This window comes from Aeromonas sp. JL9 (genome assembly GCF_024436075.1).
GTDB lineage: Bacteria > Pseudomonadota > Gammaproteobacteria > Enterobacterales > Aeromonadaceae > Aeromonas > Aeromonas veronii.
Window position 1 is genome coordinate 23,266 of sequence record NZ_JANFNV010000016.1, and the last position, 16,388, is coordinate 39,653.

General features: G+C 60.1%; 18 protein-coding genes. 5 read left to right on the forward strand and 13 right to left on the reverse strand.

The features are described 5' to 3' along the window. Nucleotides 1-35 precede the first annotated feature (35 nt). Together aqpZ and NOM06_RS12870 are read right to left on the reverse strand one after the other, a co-directional pair. Nucleotides 36-725 carry an aquaporin Z gene (aqpZ, locus tag NOM06_RS12865; protein ID WP_005361747.1) on the reverse strand — a complete coding sequence of 230 codons (690 nt, stop codon included), beginning with the start codon at nucleotides 723-725 and terminating at the stop codon, nucleotides 36-38. A gap of 270 nt (nucleotides 726-995) precedes the next feature. Then, nucleotides 996-1,208, reverse strand: coding sequence for a DUF1653 domain-containing protein (locus tag NOM06_RS12870; protein WP_005334366.1), 213 nt, complete (start codon nucleotides 1,206-1,208; stop codon nucleotides 996-998). A 381-nt stretch (nucleotides 1,209-1,589) separates the two neighbouring features. On the opposite strand from NOM06_RS12870, the gene NOM06_RS12875 reads away from it, so the two are divergent. The 3 genes from NOM06_RS12875 to NOM06_RS12885 all read left to right on the forward strand — a co-directional run bounded on the left by NOM06_RS12875 (nucleotide 1,590) and on the right by NOM06_RS12885 (nucleotide 4,012). Further along, nucleotides 1,590-2,804 (forward strand): pyridoxal phosphate-dependent aminotransferase, encoded by a 1,215-nt coding sequence (locus NOM06_RS12875; RefSeq protein WP_005334367.1) that lies wholly within the window; start codon nucleotides 1,590-1,592, stop codon nucleotides 2,802-2,804. A gap of 384 nt (nucleotides 2,805-3,188) precedes the next feature. Further along, nucleotides 3,189-3,719, forward strand: coding sequence for a DUF1523 family protein (locus NOM06_RS12880; protein WP_005337948.1), 531 nt, complete (start codon nucleotides 3,189-3,191; stop codon nucleotides 3,717-3,719). Then, nucleotides 3,716-4,012, forward strand: coding sequence for a helix-turn-helix domain-containing protein (locus NOM06_RS12885; RefSeq protein WP_005344341.1), 297 nt, complete (start codon nucleotides 3,716-3,718; stop codon nucleotides 4,010-4,012). The genes NOM06_RS12880 and NOM06_RS12885 overlap by 4 nt, the downstream gene beginning before the upstream one ends. Before the next feature lie 186 nt (nucleotides 4,013-4,198). Here NOM06_RS12885 and NOM06_RS12890 read toward each other — a convergent pair whose 3' ends face one another. Both NOM06_RS12890 and rihA read right to left on the reverse strand, forming a co-directional pair. Next, the gene (locus tag NOM06_RS12890) at nucleotides 4,199-4,666 is read right to left on the reverse strand and encodes a hypothetical protein (RefSeq protein WP_005350434.1); all 468 of its coding nucleotides are present in this window, start codon (nucleotides 4,664-4,666) and stop codon (nucleotides 4,199-4,201) included. 33 nt (nucleotides 4,667-4,699) lie between these two features. Beyond that, entirely contained in the window at nucleotides 4,700-5,635 is a 936-nt protein-coding gene (gene rihA, locus NOM06_RS12895) for a pyrimidine-specific ribonucleoside hydrolase RihA (RefSeq protein WP_255911853.1), read from the reverse strand. Nucleotides 5,636-5,879: 244 nt separating this feature from the next. Between rihA and NOM06_RS12900 the strand changes: the two genes are divergently transcribed. Beyond that, entirely contained in the window at nucleotides 5,880-6,575 is a 696-nt protein-coding gene (locus tag NOM06_RS12900; protein WP_255911855.1) for an RluA family pseudouridine synthase, read from the forward strand. Between the two features lie 136 nt (nucleotides 6,576-6,711). Here NOM06_RS12900 and udp read toward each other — a convergent pair whose 3' ends face one another. Continuing rightward, nucleotides 6,712-7,467 (reverse strand): uridine phosphorylase, encoded by a 756-nt coding sequence (udp, locus tag NOM06_RS12905; RefSeq protein ID WP_005337975.1) that lies wholly within the window; start codon nucleotides 7,465-7,467, stop codon nucleotides 6,712-6,714. A gap of 382 nt (nucleotides 7,468-7,849) precedes the next feature. Between udp and yiaY the strand changes: the two genes are divergently transcribed. Beyond that, nucleotides 7,850-9,001 (forward strand): L-threonine dehydrogenase, encoded by a 1,152-nt coding sequence (yiaY, locus tag NOM06_RS12910; RefSeq protein WP_255911857.1) that lies wholly within the window; start codon nucleotides 7,850-7,852, stop codon nucleotides 8,999-9,001. A gap of 49 nt (nucleotides 9,002-9,050) precedes the next feature. On the opposite strand, the gene NOM06_RS12915 is transcribed toward yiaY, so the two are convergent. The 8 genes from NOM06_RS12915 to NOM06_RS12950 are packed head-to-tail and all read right to left on the reverse strand — an operon-like array spanning nucleotide 9,051 to nucleotide 16,387. Continuing rightward, the gene (locus NOM06_RS12915) at nucleotides 9,051-10,436 is read right to left on the reverse strand and encodes a vWA domain-containing protein (protein WP_255911859.1); all 1,386 of its coding nucleotides are present in this window, start codon (nucleotides 10,434-10,436) and stop codon (nucleotides 9,051-9,053) included. Beyond that, a complete protein-coding gene (locus NOM06_RS12920; protein WP_255911861.1) occupies nucleotides 10,436-10,927 on the reverse strand; it encodes a pilus assembly protein FlpK in 492 nt (163 codons plus the stop codon). The genes NOM06_RS12915 and NOM06_RS12920 overlap by 1 nt, the downstream gene beginning before the upstream one ends. After that, complete coding sequence (locus NOM06_RS12925) at nucleotides 10,924-11,397, reverse strand: TadE/TadG family type IV pilus assembly protein (protein ID WP_255911863.1); 474 nt, start codon at nucleotides 11,395-11,397, stop codon at nucleotides 10,924-10,926. The genes NOM06_RS12920 and NOM06_RS12925 overlap by 4 nt, the downstream gene beginning before the upstream one ends. Next, on the reverse strand, nucleotides 11,394-12,152 hold the full coding sequence (locus NOM06_RS12930; protein WP_203116110.1) for a lipopolysaccharide assembly protein LapB: 759 nt from the start codon (nucleotides 12,150-12,152) through the stop codon (nucleotides 11,394-11,396). The genes NOM06_RS12925 and NOM06_RS12930 overlap by 4 nt, the downstream gene beginning before the upstream one ends. A 19-nt stretch (nucleotides 12,153-12,171) precedes the next feature. Then, a complete protein-coding gene (locus tag NOM06_RS12935) occupies nucleotides 12,172-13,056 on the reverse strand; it encodes a type II secretion system F family protein (RefSeq protein WP_255911865.1) in 885 nt (294 codons plus the stop codon). A gap of 3 nt (nucleotides 13,057-13,059) precedes the next feature. Continuing rightward, nucleotides 13,060-13,944 carry a type II secretion system F family protein gene (locus tag NOM06_RS12940; RefSeq protein ID WP_255911866.1) on the reverse strand — a complete coding sequence of 295 codons (885 nt, stop codon included), beginning with the start codon at nucleotides 13,942-13,944 and terminating at the stop codon, nucleotides 13,060-13,062. Continuing rightward, nucleotides 13,941-15,254 (reverse strand): CpaF family protein, encoded by a 1,314-nt coding sequence (locus NOM06_RS12945; RefSeq protein ID WP_255911868.1) that lies wholly within the window; start codon nucleotides 15,252-15,254, stop codon nucleotides 13,941-13,943. Before NOM06_RS12945 ends, NOM06_RS12940 begins: the two co-directional genes overlap by 4 nt. After that, nucleotides 15,254-16,387 carry a P-loop NTPase gene (locus NOM06_RS12950; RefSeq protein WP_255911870.1) on the reverse strand — a complete coding sequence of 378 codons (1,134 nt, stop codon included), beginning with the start codon at nucleotides 16,385-16,387 and terminating at the stop codon, nucleotides 15,254-15,256. The genes NOM06_RS12945 and NOM06_RS12950 overlap by 1 nt, the downstream gene beginning before the upstream one ends. Nucleotide 16,388: the final 1 nt, after the last annotated feature.

Consider the following 16,388-nt stretch of genomic DNA (forward strand, 5'->3'; position numbering starts at 1 on the left):
AGGCGTGTCGATACCACACTTTGTTTCGCAAATGATTACTTCTGCTCAGTCGCCACCAGGCGATAAGCCAGCGCACCCAGAATGGCACCGACAATCGGGGCAACCCAGAACAGCCACAGCTGGCTGATAGCCCAGTCACCGACAAACAGCGCAACACCGGTACTGCGGGCCGGGTTGACCGAGGTATTGGTCACCGGAATGCTGACGAGGTGGATCAGGGTCAGGCACAGACCGATGGCGATCGGCGCGAAACCGGCAGGCGCACGGCTATCGGTGGCGCCCATGATGACGAACAGGAAGAAACCGGTCATCACCACTTCACACACCAGTGCGGCAGTCAGGCTATAACCACCCGGAGAGTGCTCACCGTAGCCGTTGGAAGCAAAACCGGCAGAGAGATCAAACCCGGCCTGACCGCTGGCAATTACGTAAAGCACGGCAGCGGCGGCAATGCCACCCAACACTTGCGCCACGATATAAGGCAGTACACCGGATGCCGGAAAACGACCACCCGCCCACAGACCGACGGTCACGGCCGGATTGAGGTGGCAACCGGAGATATGACCGATGGCAAACGCCATGGTCAGCACGGTCAGACCGAAAGCCAGCGAGACCCCCAGCAGACCAATCCCGACGTGAGGGAAGGCTGCAGCCAGCACGGCACTGCCGCACCCGCCCAATACCAGCCAGAAAGTGCCCATAAACTCAGCAGCAACAGGTTTCACATTATTTCTCCCATTTGAGATAACACCGAACAAGACCCGAGAAGGGCCCATGCTTGAACAAGCGCAGCATTATGGGAGTGTGAGTCCAGATTGCGAACCCTGCAGGCGGGGCTCACTCAATGTGACATTCGTCACAATTAGTTGATTAGATAAGGGATTTATCATTAAGACAGCTGGCTGCACATCTCATACCCAAGGGCGTCATGCGACAACTTGTGACACCGTTTAGCTCGAGTGCTCATCCCTTGAACGATATAAACGGAGGCGTGGTCAGTCTCCTGCAGGGGCAAAACGGCTGACAACCTGCCCCTGATGCTCAATCCACTCCATAAACATGGCGACGGGTCGGGCATAGACCTGACCATCCTGCTCGGATTGATAAATTACCAGCTGCTCCTGGGTTTCGGTATGCAGAGCCAGGGCAAGCACTTGATAGTAACCCCCCTTGAAGTGGCGATAGCGACCTGGAACGGGTGCTTGCATGGGATAACCTCGCAGAAGTGAACACCGATGAGCGAACCACATAAAGATGACACCATGAGTGCCATTCAACTCATCGAAAAGGGGGACGAAGACGATTTTTTACACAAGCCAATCGTGCCACAGGATCCGGATATTGCAACACAGTCAGGCAGCTTTGTTAATTCGTTCCCCATGTTTCACTAGTTAACCTTGGTTAGCGCCAAAGATCGTGCTGAATTTAACGTTCTAGTAACCCTGTTTTAGGGCTAAAAATCAGGGAATTCTTCTAAAAAGAGGATTGTTCTAGCATTCAATTCTGTGAAGAATAGGGGAAAAGAAATTTGATACTAAAAATCGCCTTTTTCGCCAACGCGTCCCTGTGGGGAAGGAATCACACTCACCATGTTCACAATCGACAAGTCGCACAAGCTCGACGATGTCTGCTATGACATCCGCGGCCCGGTGCATAAAGAGGCTCGCCGTCTCGAAGACGAAGGCCACCGCATTCTCAAGCTCAACATCGGCAACCCGGCCCCGTTCGGCTTTGATGCGCCGGAAGAGATCATCAAGGATGTGATCCTCAACATGCCGCTGAGCCAGGGCTACTGCGACTCCAAGGGGCTCTTCTCTGCCCGTAAAGCGGTGATGCAGTACTACCAGCAAAAAGGGATGCGCAAGGTCGATATCGACGACATCTACATCGGCAATGGCGCCAGCGAGCTGATCGTGATGGCGATGCAGGCGCTGCTCAACAACGGCGACGAGATGCTGGTACCCTCCCCCGACTATCCACTCTGGACCGCCGCCGTCACTCTCTCCGGTGGCCATGCGGTGCACTATCGCTGCGACGAAGGGGCTGACTGGTACCCTGATCTCGACGACATCCGCGCCCGCATCACCCCGCGCACCCGAGGCCTGGTGCTGATCAACCCCAACAACCCGACCGGTGCCGTTTACGGCAGCGAGTTCCTGCTGGAGGTGATAGAAATCGCCCGCCAGCACAATCTCATCATCTTCGCCGACGAGATCTACGACAAGATCCTCTACGACGATATCTCCCACACCAGCGTCTGCACCCTGTGCGACGATGTGATGGTGGTGACCTTCAACGGCCTCTCCAAGGCCTACCGTGCCTGCGGCTTCCGTCAGGGCTGGATGGTCATCACCGGTCCAAAAGGCCGTGCCCGCGGTTACATTGAAGGGCTGGAGATGCTGGCCTCCATGCGACTGTGCGCCAACGTGCCGATGCAGCACGCCATACAAACTGCGCTTGGCGGCTACCAGAGCATCAACGAGCTGATCCTGCCGGGCGGCCGCCTGCGCAAGCAGCGGGACAAGGCGTGGGAGCTCTTGAACGAGATCCCCGGGGTCTCCTGCGTCAAACCCAAGGGGGCGCTCTACATGTTCCCGCGCCTCGACCCCAAGGTGTATGACATACGCGACGATCAGAAGATGGTGTTCGACCTGCTGCAACAGGAAAAGCTGCTGCTGGTACAGGGCACCGGCTTCAACTGGCCGGCACCGGATCACTTCCGGCTGGTGTTCCTGCCCCGCGAAGAGGAGCTGGAAGATGCCATCGGCCGCCTCGCCCGCTTCCTCAAGGGCTACAAGCAGTAAGAAAAGCTCAATTACTGGCCCTGAAACAGGGCCAGTAATTCTCCGCATTCTTCTTGCAATCCCCACGAGACAGCACATCGGAGAGATTCTCTCTTAATGACTACAAGTGTGTCTGTTTTCCAAACCCTACTCCTACTCGTGATGCTCTGTCGTCAACCCTTTCCGCATTAGACGAAAGTGCCATTTCTCAATAGTCACTGAACTTGCAGGCAATCTAGATTTGACCCAGCACTGACGTACACAGAATCGTTCTCGTTTGTGTGGCAATGGCTTTGTCTCTGTTTTAAACGCCATTTTTTGGCCGTTGGTGCCATAAGGGGCTGGGCTGCCCTGTCAAATATCGGTATGGTAGAGGCACGTTACTCCCCCTCACGTGAGCACACCATGAGCCTGAGATTCAAGAAACCCGCTTTTATCGCCCTGGGGCTCATCGCCCTCATTTCCGCCGCCTGGCTCGACTACTACCTGCCGGAGCACACCATCGCCACCATCACCGGGGTCGAGGTGAAGCGTACCGACAAGGATGGCCCCATCAGCCAGAAAAACCCGGCTGACGGCCCCACCACCGACGTCTATTACATCTACACCGAGCGCCCCGGCGAGAAGATCCGGGTGTTTCGCAATGAAGATACCGAGTGGGGCTGGCCCTTCTACTTCAAGTTCAACGCCGCCGACGTCCAAGCCAAGGCCAAGTCCATGGAGTTCGAGAAACGCCTGGCCATCATTACTTCCTACGGCTGGCGCGTGAACATGTTCTCCATGTTCCCCAACGTCACCAAGATCGAAAGCACAGAACCTGACGCCTCCACCTGGAGCTTCTTCCGCTGGTTCTGGTTCGGCCTCTGGGCACTGGTGATGGGCAAAGCCGCCATTGCGACCTGGCGCTACTTCGATCGTCTTGAGGACGAGATATGAGTGAGCCGAGCAAGACCCGCACCAGCTTCTACCGGCGGCTCTACGTGGCCTGGCTGATCAGCCAGGGCACGGATACGGTGCCCGCCATCATGGAGGCAACCGGCATGCCGCGCCGCACCGCGCAAGATACCCTGAGCGCGCTGGCCGAGCTCGACATCAGCTGCGCCTTCGAGCAGACCGAGGGGGCTCGCCACCTGCAGGGACACTACCGCATCAGCGACTGGGGCCCCATCAATCCGGCATGGATCAAGGCTCAACTGCCGCTTATCAAAGAGACGTTGAGCTATCCCTGAAATGATGTCGAGTCAGGCCTGCGACTGGGGAACCTATTGCAATCCGGCATGGATCAAGGCTCAACTGCCGCTTATCAAGGAGACGCTGAGCTATCCCTGATCAGGGCGCTAAGCAACAATAAAAAAGAGGGGCCAGCCGGCAAGGCTGGCCCCTCTTTTTTCAGGCCGATGGCGTGACAGGTGGCCCTACTCGGGCATGGCCGAATCCTCAAGCTCCCCGTCAGACTCGCCGCGGGTGCAGTCGATGATGGAGCGCTTGGGGTTGTTGGGATCGCGCAAAAGCAGAGGGGCTGAGCCCTCGTCATGCTTCTGCTCGTCGCCAAACTCGCTGCCGTAGGCGTTGTGGGTCAAGCGGCGGGCATTGGCGATGGGGGTATCAACAAACAGGGCGTGCACTTCGAAGCTGGAGGCGGGCACGATAAAACCGACCACCGGCAGGCCGTGCAGCTCCTCGTGCACCTTGTACCAGGCAAAGCCATCGCTCACCTTGTAGGGGGTGTAGTTGGCCAGTTGTAGATTGGCGGGCCTGCCCGTCTCATCCACATAGAGATCGGTAAATTCACAGGTCGCCAGCCCCTGCCACATCCGCTCAAATGGCGTCGCACAGCCTGTCAGTTGCAACCCGGCCAGCAGCACCAAGCCTCTCTTCCACATTCCCCGCCCCTTCTTGCAAAAATGAACCGGCGCTCAGTCAAACGCCCGCAGCCGCGTCACCAGCAGATCAATAAAGCCCGGACGATCCAGCCCCAACAATACCAGCGCATTGGCTGGCTTGCCGGTCAGACCATAACGATCCACCACCGTCATCCCCACGGTATGCTCCCCGCTGGTCTCGATATCGACCCGGCACTCGACCCCGTGGAACAGCTCGGGAGCCAGCAACCAGGCAATGGTACAGGGGTCGTGGAGCGGTGCACCAGCAAATCCCCACTTGGGATCCCGATGGTAGATCATGAAAAAGTCGAGCAGCCCGGCCACACACTGGGCCACCGGATTGGTGATGGCGCGCACCCGCTCGATATCCTCGTCCATCACCTGCGCCTCGTGGGTCACATCGAGGCCACACATGGTGATGGGGATACCCGACTTAAAGACCATATCGGCCGCTTCCGGGTCCACATAAATATTGAATTCCGCCGCAGGCGTCCAGTTGCCAGCCCCTGCGGCGCCCCCCATCAATACGATGCGGGCAATCCTGGGTTTGAGATCGGGATGCGCCGCCAGCAGCAGGGCGATATTGGTGAGCGGCCCGGTCGGCACCAGAGTCACGGGCTGCGGGCTCTCGCGCAGGCACTTGGCCATCAATTCAAGCCCAGTCATGGCCTGCGGCGCAAAGGCAGGATCAGGCAGTTTGGGGCCATCGAGCCCAGATTCGCCATGGACGTTGTCGGCGATGATCAGCTCGCGGGCCAGCGGTTTCGGCGCCCCCGCCGCCACCGGAATATCGTCCCGCCCCAGCAAGGTGAGGATGCGCAGGGCATTGTTGAGGGTCTTGTCCGGCGTCTGGTTGCCCGCGCTGGTGGTAACCGCCAGCACCTTCAGTTCAGGGCTGGCCAGCGCCAGAATGAGGGCGATGGCGTCGTCGTGGCCGGGATCACAATCGAGAATAACGGGCAGTGCCATGGAGAGACTCCTTACAACATCAAAGGGAGCCCTACCTTAGCAAGCTCGCAGCGGCTGAACTCGGGAGGGGGTCACAAAACGGTTCCTGATTTTTTTCAATCAGTTACCTTCGCACTGTCACGGCTCGCCAGTAGCAGGCCGCAATGAGGGAATGGTGTGGTGTGGCGAGCCCATCCACCACGCCGATTCGCGCCTTACCTGCCACTTGGGTATGATGGCCCCCCGTTTTCTGCCCGTGTGCCCTATGTCCATTATCGTCGACACCTTTATTGCCCCGCCCTGCAATGCAGCCATCGAGATCCTGTTCGAAGATGAACACCTGCTGCTCATCAACAAGCCGAGCGGCCTGCTGAGCCTCTCGGGCAAGAATCCGCAGAACCTCGACTCGGTGCATTATCGACTGGTACAGGATTACCCCGGCTGCACTCTGGTGCATCGCCTAGATTTTGGCACCTCAGGCATCATGGTGGTGGCCAGAAACAGGGCCATCAATTCCCTGCTCTGCCAGCAGTTCAGTCAGCGAGCAGTAAGCAAGGCCTACAGCGCCCTGCTGTGCGGCCATCTGGCTGACGATGAGGGGATTATCGACGCCCCCATCGCCAAGGATCCAGCGATCTTCCCACTGATGAAGATCTGCGCCGCCAGCGGCAAACCCGCCCGCTCCCGCTATCAGGTGGTTGAGCGGCTAGCGCAGCAGATGCAAGGACAAACCGTGCCTTTGACCCGGGTGCGGCTGGTGCCGGAGACTGGCCGCACCCATCAGCTGCGCATCCACAGCCAGCTGCTGGGCCACTCCATCCTCGGCTGCGATCTCTATGGTGGCCTGCTGCCACCCGGCTGCGAACAGGCACCGCGGCTGATGCTGCATGCCAGCGAGCTGGATTTTGCTCATCCGGTGAGCGGCGAACCGATGCAGATCCGCTGTGCACCTGCGTTTTAGAGGCAATCGGTAGAGACAACCAGCGCGAGTGCCACGGGAGCAGTGAAAGGCGTGACGGGAGAGGAAAAGCGGCAAACGGCGGATAAAGATAGGGGCCGCGCTTTCGCAACGGCCCCCCCCACTCTTTGTGGTGCTATCAGATCAGCTTGCGGGCAGCGCCCAGTACGATCTTGATGGCATCAGATTCGGTCTTCGCCATGGTCTCGGCGTTCGGGATCTCTTGCTGGGTACGGTTGACGATAACGCCAGCCACCATACCGGCACGCAGGCCCTGGCTGGAGCACATGGTCAGCAGGGTTGCGGACTCCATCTCATAGTTCAGCACGCCCATGGCTTGCCACTCTTTCATGGAACCCTGGAAACGGCTCACTACACGGCCGGATACGGTGTCGTAACGCTCCTGACCCGGGTAGAAGGTGTCGGAGGAGGCAGTCACACCGATGTGCAGCTTGGAGCCCATCTCTTTGGCGGTGTTGACCAGCGCGGTGGTGCAGTCGAAGTCGGCAACAGCCGGGAACTCCATCGGTGCGAAGTGCAGGCTGGCACCGTCGAGGCGCACGGAGCCGGTAGTCACGATCACATCACCCACGTTCAGGTGCGGCTGGATGGCGCCGGTGGTGCCGATGCGCAGGAAGGTACGGATACCCAGCTGGGCCAGCTCTTCTACTGCGATGGAGGTGGACGGGCCACCGATACCGGTAGAGCAGATGATCACGGCCTTGCCGTCCATCTCGCCGCGCCAGGTTGTGAATTCACGATGGCTGGCCAGGTGCACCGGGTTATCCAACAGCTCTGCGATACGCTTCACGCGCTCGGGGTCACCGGGGACGATCGCCAGGGTGGCGCCTTGCAGATCCGCTTTCTTCAAACCCAAGTGAAATACATCAGACATATTGGACTCCTGGTTGCCCCCTGCCAGCATGGTCAGGGCACAAGTTAAGATGATTCTTTATGATACTTTCAAGCCTTTACCCCCCTCTTCGGGGAGGCGCCAACTATGGTCGAAAGCGCTTTCCAATTCCTTGAAGCGCCTCACACTTCCACGCATTGACAGTGACAAACATTGCGCAAAACGTTTGCTAACTCAATGAAATAATTGACAAACGTTTTTCTGCAAATCGAGTCAGATGCGGGAAAGTCAAGCCTGGTTCAGCGCTTAATTAACGACTCGTGATCGACCCCGTAAAGTTGTAAACAAGATGCTTTTGTATCCCTTTCTAGATGGTAGCCTAGCTCTCAACTACCACTTAATGGCTAACTATAGGAAGTCCATCATGGCTACATTCAAATTCTATATTCCCGCAATCAACCTGATGGGTGCCGGCTGTCTGCAAGAGGCCGCCGCCGATATCAAGGGTTACGGCTACCGCAAGGCGCTGATCGTCACCGACAAAATCCTCAACCAGATCGGCGTGGTCGCCAAGCTCACCACCCTGCTGGCTGAACATGGCATTGAAAGCGCAGTTTTCGATGAGACCAAGCCGAACCCCACCATGACCAACGTCGAAGCGGGTCTGGCGATGATCAAGGCCAACGGCTGCGATTGCGTCATCTCTCTGGGTGGCGGCTCGCCCCACGACTGCGCCAAGGGTATCGCGCTGGTCGCCGCCAACGGTGGCAGCATCAAGGATTACGAAGGGGTGGATCGCTCCGCCAAGCCGCAACTGCCGCTTATCGCCATCAACACCACCGCCGGTACCGCCTCCGAGATGACCCGCTTCTGCATCATCACCGACGAAGCGCGCCACGTGAAGATGGCCATCATCGACAAGCACGTTACCCCACTGATGTCGGTCAACGATCCCGAGTTGATGCTGGCCAAGCCAGCCGGTCTCACCGCCGCCACCGGTATGGATGCCCTGACCCACGCCATCGAAGCTTATGTCTCCACCATCGCCACCCCGGTAACCGATGCCAGCGCCGTGATGGCTATCGAGCTGATTGCCAAGCACCTGCGCACCGCCGTTCACCATGGCGATGACCTGCATGCCCGCGAGCAGATGGCCTATGCCCAGTTCCTGGCCGGCATGGCCTTCAACAACGCAAGCCTGGGCTACGTGCACGCCATGGCCCACCAGCTGGGTGGCTTCTACGACCTGCCCCATGGCGTCTGCAACGCCGTGCTGCTGCCCCACGTTCAGGCGTTCAACGCCCAGGTGAGCGCGGCTCGTCTGAAGGATGTGGCCCGCTACATGGGGGTAGACGTGAGCGCCATGAGCGACGAGCAGGGCGCTGCCGCTGCCATTGCCGCCATCAAGCAGCTGGCGCTGGATGTGAAGATCCCGGCTGGTCTGGAGCAGCTCGGCGTCAAGGCCGATGACTTCGATACCCTGGCCAGCAACGCCCTGAAAGATGCCTGCGGCTTCACCAATCCGAAACAGGCAAGCCACGAAGAGATCGTCGCCATCTTCCGCGCGGCGATGTGACCCTGTTAACACCTTGAATAGCGAGGGGCCGTTCAGGCCCCTCTTTGCATTATTTCGTCAACACGACATCGTTGATGGAGCTCGCCAACCGGGTCAGTACAGTACGAATATTGCTTTTGGTTGCTTTGAAGGCCAGGGAGCGATCACTGGCACACTGGGCCACGAAACGGGTATCCCCTTCGAACGCCACCGTGTAGATCTGGATCCCCTTGCGTTTCATCTCCCGGCATAACAGCAACTGCTTGCGATCCCGCAATGCTGCCTCGGGCCCCATGTGCTCCCCATCAGAAAACAGCACCATGATCTTGCGGTTATCCTGCAATCCATATGAGCGCGGCAAGGCTGCCGCACCCTGCCGCCAGCGTCCCTGCCACTCTGGTGAAAGCAGCCGCCAACCCCACATCACCCCCTCTGCCGTGTTGGTTTCGAATGCGGCATAGAGGGTATCAAGCGCCTGACGATAGTCGGCACGGGTCGCAAGATGAGGCTGGATCGGACTGACCCCGCAATCTGCATCATCGAAAATACCGAGCTTGTCACGGCGGTTCTCCAGATAGCGATCCAACGGATTTTCTTTGGGCGCAAAGGCCAGCAAGGGCGTCCCATCGCCATAACGAGCAATGGGGGGAGGCTTGGTGCTGTAAGAAAGATGGGGCCGCAGTTCATCCCGCGGGGCCTGCTCCAGTTTGCGGATCCAGCCGGGCGTGACTTCTGCCACCCGATCGATACCATCAACATGTTCCGGCAATCTGGCACAGAATGCCTTGCGTTGACGCCCAGGCACCTCTCGCGACAACAGATTGAGCCAACCACGCTCCTCTGCCAGCGTCCGCAACCCGAAGGGAAACTCAATACTTTCGGGATGAAACAACTCGGGATGATCGCCGATATTGACCAACCCGGTGGCGGGAATGATGCTGACCACCCTATCCTGATTGCGCCGCTCGCGACCAAACAGCACCTCGCCAAACTCGACAAGGCCCTGCTTGATTGCCTTCATGGGTGCACCTGACATGGAATCGGAAATATCCAGCACCAGCGCGACTTCGATCCGGCTTCGTGCACTGCTGGCACGCGCAGCCGCCGCAATCGACATCCCCTCCTCCCCTTCATCTATCGCCGAGAGATCCATCAGAGCGGGAACTTTTCCCTGCAAGATCACCTGCGCCCCCTGCTCTCCCTGGCTCAGGCGGGGAGTAGCCACCTGCAGGTTACGCCCGCTCAGATTGGCCTGCATCAGCGCCTGAGCATCTTGCAAGGCTGTGTCGCTATCTGCCGCAGAGTAGATGACTGCATCGGCAGCGGCGCTGAGCAGACTCTGGCCGTTGTAACCGCGCACCAGCTCGATGGCGACCCCGGTCAGCGCCAATACCCCGACCAGCATCAATGCGAATGCCGGAGATAAGCCGCCACGCTGTTCAGACAATAGTGGCATCAGTGGACCTCCTGAATAAAGTGGGTGGTCAATGCACGATCGCCCCACAGGCGGCTAAACATGCCCCCCCCTTCCAAATCCGGGCGATAGCAGAGGGTCACCCGCATCAAGGTGCCAACCCGCAGCGGCGGCCAATTGCCCTGCCCGGCACAGCCACTTCCCTGCAACAGCGGCAACAGTTCACCACTGGCGCTGTTGTACTGCTCTATGGTCAACGCCGCTTGCCCACCATGCAGAGCCGCCAGTTGCTGCTGCACAAATCCTTGATAAAACGCCAGCTGGGAAGCTGCCGCCGCATCCTGGGTGCCCCCTTGCTGGGTCACGATCTGCGTCACGTTATAGGCCATATTGTGCAACCGCTGTTCAAGGCGCAGCAGTTGCAATGCCTCGTTGCCAAAACTGAGCAGGGCCAACAGCGCGGGGATAAACAGCATCGCCTCGATGCTGATGCTCCCTCTGTTTTGTGCGGGTCGAGAGATGGTTCTGCTCATCCTGCACCACCTGCCGGCAACCGGTCAGTCAGCAACAACAAGGTGCTCTGATAACCCAGCTGGCGATCGGCCACCAGCCAGCTCGGGGTCAGCAGCAAACGGGGGCGAAGTCTGGCAGTCACCTCCAGCACGGGATCGGCAGGCGCACGGGTGTCACTGCCCGGATCCAGCCCCCCCTCTTGTTGTCCCAACATGGCTGCAAGTGACACATGATGCCTGACAGTCACCTCCACCCCGGCCAATTCACCGTGCCCTTGCTTGAGTAACCGCTCCCGAATAGCGCCAGCCAAGGGGATCCGCCCGGCGGCCGACTCGGCCTGCAGCTCCCGCAATGCAGCGCGCAGGCCATACTCCAGGGTGCTGTATTGCAGCTGTATCCGCAGCACATCCACCACCACCAACAACAACGCCAGCAGCAGTGGCAAGATGATCACCAGTTCGATGCTGGCCACACCACGCTGATGATTCACACAGACTGCCCTCTGAGTTGCGCCTTGAGCAGCCGGATATCGTGTTCCAGCTGGCTGGCACTGAGAAAGCGCGACAGGATGAGGCGAGCCTGAGGTTCATTGCCCTCGGCCAGCAGCAGCAGGGCGTAGTTCATCTCCACCTGGGGTGGCAGGCTCTGATAATGCAGCAGCGGCTCGAAGGCCTGACGAGCTGCGACCCGGTTACCCTCCATCAGCCAGCCCAATGCCAGATTGCCGCGATAGTCAGGCTCATCCGGAGCAGCGGCAACCGCCGCCTCAAACAGCGCTCGCCCTTTGGCAAACGCCCCCTGCCGCAGACTGGCAACCCCCAGCCCATTGCTGAGCCGGGCCCGTGCCAGCGGTGTCAGCTCCGGCAAGGCGAGTCCTTGACGATAAGCGGTTGCGGCCTCCTCCGTACGACCATCATCGAGCAGGAACTTGCCCAGATAATTGGCCGCCTCCGGTGCCTGCTTGCCAGCGCGGTCAAGCAGCTGTTGCAGGCCATCGCGCGCGGCCTGCTTTTTATCTTGCTGATAACGGGTTCGCGCCAGCATCAACTGCGCCTCTTCCAGCGAGGCATCACTGCTCAAGAGCGCCAGATAGAGGCGTTCAGCCTTCTCATACTGGGCAGAATCAAAAGCGGCCTTGGCCACCGCCATGCCATTGCTTTGACTCTGCGCCGATGCATCACCATGACTGCTGCATCCCGCCAGCAGAAGCAGCGAGATAAAAATGAGGTAATTACTTGATTTCATATCCGATTCCATCACCTGCTCAACGCAGGCTGTTGATCAACAAATTGAGGGTGGGGGCAATGATCAGCACCAGCATGGGCAACATGATGAGCGCCATCTGGATGAGGGTGATCTTGCCCGGCAGGGAGCCAGCCTGCTCCTCCAGTGCCAGTCGTCGCATCTGGCGCGCCTCCTGACTGATGGTGCGCATGGTCTCGGCCAATGGTGACCCGTACTGCTGAGCCATCTGCAAGGTGTTGGCGAGACGATCCAGCTCGGGCAAGCCGGTCCGCCAGGCAAGCCGTGCCAGACAGCTGGCTTGATCGCCGCGCATCTGGATCTCGGCATGAGTACGCAAGAATTGCCGGGCAAGCCCCGGCTCCAACGCCTCCAGATAGTGACCCACTCGCAGCAACGCCCGATCCAGCGCAAGCCCCGCCTCGACACTGATCACCAGCAGGTCGATGGCATCAGGCACCACCTTCTGCTGAGCCGCCTTGACCTTGCGGGCCCGCCACTGCAGCCAGCGCTCCGGCAAACCGGCCCCTACCACATAGGCCATCAGTACCCACATCAGGGTGAATCCATCGGTCGGGGCACCCAGCAGGCGCCATGTCAGCACCATGATGGCCAACCCTAGCCCCCCCAGCAGCTTGGCCCCCCGTAACCGGTCAAAACCCTGGCTGGCAAAGATCCCGGCTTGCGCCAGTAACTGCTGCAAGCGTGCCTGCTCGCGGCCGCCCACCGGATAGCCGCGGCCGCACCACGCCAGCCACTCACGCCCTGGCACCTTTGCTGCGGCAAGAGTGGCATAACGGCGACACTGGTGTTGCCACTGTTGCTGTTGCCGGTAACCGTACCAGCCCGTCACTGCGGCAAGCGCGAGCGAGAACAGTGCCAATGCGAATAATTGGGTAACAACCATCACCTACCCCTGCAGACGCGTGAGCCGGCGGATAAGCCAGAGCCCCACCGCCACGCTGATTGAGACATACCCCATCACCCACTGGCCGCTGGCCGTGGTCATCAGATAGGTAAAGTGCTCCCGCCCGGTACTGAACAGCACCAGCAGGATGATGACAGGCAGAGCGGCCAATACCTTGGCAGAGTTGCGACTCTCGGCGGTGATGGTCTGGATGCTGGCCGCCAGGGTCTGACGGGCACGCAGGGTTTCGACCAGTTGTGCCAGCACGTCGGAGAGGCGACCACCGGTCTCTTGCTGCAGGCTGAGCACTATGGTCAGAAACTGGAACTCGGCCACCGTGACCCTGCTTGCCGCCTGTCGCATCACCTGCGCTACCGGTTGCCCCACCTGCAACTCGTCGTGCATCTGGGCAAACAGCCGTGACATCAAGCCGCGCTGCTGCCGTGCCACTTGCTGGAAAATATCGGCCAGCGGCGCCCCCACCCGCAGCGCCCGGATCATCCCATCAATCACCTCGGGCAGGCCGGTGCGAAACTGCTCCAGCGCCCGCTGTTGCAGCTGTTGATAGAGCAGCAGACCAAGCAGCAGTGCCCCGCCAACCGCCAGCAACAACGCCAGCCAAAGCGGCATGCCATTGGCGACCAGCAAGATGCAGGCAAGTGCGGCGCCTGCCGGCCCCTGCCAGCACCAGCGAGTCAGTTGTTCCGGACCCACCATGGTCACCATCTGCTGATACCACTGGGGCAAGGGACGCGCCGCCTCCCGGGACTCCGGTTGCCCGCCATAACGCTGGCTCTGTTGCAGCCAGGCTTCACGCCGACTCTGCCACTGCCAGAGCAGCAGACAGACCACCCCCCAGCCAAGGCAGACGGATAACAGCATACTCATGCGCTCTCCTCCCCATCTTCATCCATGCACGCCTGCAACTCGGCTAGCAGGCCCGCCTGACGGGCCTTTTCTTGTACCCCGGCCGAGAGCGGATGGGCCATGAAGCGCCCCTGCAACTTGCCATGCAGCTCGGACTCCAGCACGAAACGAAACAACTGTTGCATCCTGATCTGGCCTCCCTCCAGCGCCGTGATTTCACTGATGGCAGTGATGCGGCGCTGACCATCGCGCATCCGCTCCAGTTGCACCACCAGGTCCACCGCGCTGGCGATCTGGGCCTGAATGATCTGCTCGGAGAGGCGCTCCGCCCCCATCTGCAACATGTTGGTCAGGCGCAGCAGCGCATCTTCCGGGGTGTTGGCGTGCAGGGTGCAGAGTGAACCGTCATGGCCGGTGTTCATCGCCTGCAGCATGTCGAACGCCTCGGCGCCGCGCACTTCCCCCAAGATGATCCGGTCCGGCCGCATCCGCAGCGCATTGCGCACCAGCGCCCGCACGCTCACCTCCCCCTTGCCTTCGGCACTCTCGTTGCGCGTCTCCAGCGGTACCCAGTGCGGCTGTTCAAGAGAGAGCTCGGCGGCATCCTCAATGGTGATGATCCGCTCGTCGTCGTTGATGTGCTTGCTCAGGGCGTTGAGCAGGGTGGTCTTGCCCGACCCCGTCCCCCCCGAGATCAACACGTTGAAACGACTGCGAGCAGCCAGACCGAGAAAGCGGGCCATGGCATCCGACAAGGCCCCTTTCTCCACCAGATGAGTCAACGTCAGGCGGCTACTCGGGAATTTACGAATGGAGATGGAGGTGCCGCACAGGGCGATCGGCGGTGCAATTACGTTGACCCGGCTGCCATCGGCCAGACGGGCATCCACCATGGGGGTGGACTCATCCACCCGCCGTCCCACCGCATTGACGATCCGCTGCGCCACATTGAACACATGTTGACGGTCGCGAAAGCGCACCCCTGATAACACCAGCTTGCCGTGCCGCTCCACATAGACCTTGTCCGGACCATTGACCAGAATGTCCGACACCTCGGGATCATCGAGCAGGGGTTGCAGCGGCCCGACCCCCACCATCTCGTCCACCAGTTGCCGCCCCAGCAGGAGCAACTCCTGACGGTTGTAAGGGAGCATGCGGCGGCTCGAGAGCTGATCGAGGGCATTGGCGACCCGTTCCAACAATGCATCACGGGGCAAGGTGGCGGCCACCGAGGGCTCCACCAGCTCGTAAAACGCCTCGCGCGCGGCCTCAGACATGGTCAGCAGCGCCCCTTGTACCGGCGGCTGCCGATTGCTGGCTTGTCCAAACATCAGCGCAATCCTCCCCGGCGGCGTCCCGCAGGTTGAGTGCCAACCAGCTCGGCTGCCAGCCACTTGATTGCTCGGGCCAGTTTGCTTTTTTGCTTGATAAGCGCCATACCGGCCCGCTCGGCTCGCACAAAGGCGCCGTGGTCATAAGGCAATACGGCGGCATGAGGCTGACCACAGACCCGCTCCAGCTCCGTGGCGGGCACTCGCCCCTCCTTGCCGCGGCAATGGTTGCCTACCAGCAGGTGACGTTGAGCCTGCCCCCCTTTGGGCAAGTTCCCCAACAGTCGCAATGCCCCCAGACTGAAATCGTGCAACCAGATCACCACATCTGCCTCTTGCAGCAAGGCGCGTAACCCATGGCTGCGCAGGTCCGGCACATCGATAATGAGGGTGCTGTAGTGCTCCGCCATCACATTGACCGCGGCCACCAGCTGCTCGGCGCCGAGCACCAGCTCAGCACCCTCGTCATAGAAAAGGAACAACCGTGGCCCGAGTTGATGAGCGGTGTGGGCCAGCAGGGTGCCATCTAACCGATCAGTCGCCTGCCACCACTGCTCGCCGGGCGGGGCATAGTCGCTGCCCAGCAAAATAGGGTGACGGCTGTGATAAAGATTGAGATCCAGCAGGGCCACCTGACGGTGATGCTGCTCTGCCAGCTCCAGTGCCAGATTGGCGCAAACGGTACTGGTGCCCACGCCACCCGCGGCCCCCACGACACAGATCACTCTCCCTTTGCGCAAGGAGGTCACCAGCGGCACCCCCAGCAGACGCAACAGACCTGCACGAAGCGCATCAGGATCCAGCGGCGCCGGGTAGTAATCATCCACCCCCACCGAGATCAACCAGCGAAACAGGGCAACATCTCCCCGCTCCCCCAGCAGCACCAGCCGCATCTGGGGTGGACAACATTCGGCAAGCGCCGCCAGATCAGCCGCCAGCGTCTGCTGATTTTCCACTTCCACCAGCAGGATATCGGGCGCACCGTGAGCCAGACAGTGCGATCTGGCCTCCGCCAGAGAGCCCGTCAGTTGCAGGTGCTCCACATCGCTCAATCCGGCCATCACCCGCTCTACCCCGGCACTCAAGGCAGGCTGGCGCGTCACGGCCACCAGCCGTTTGGCTTGTTCACTCATG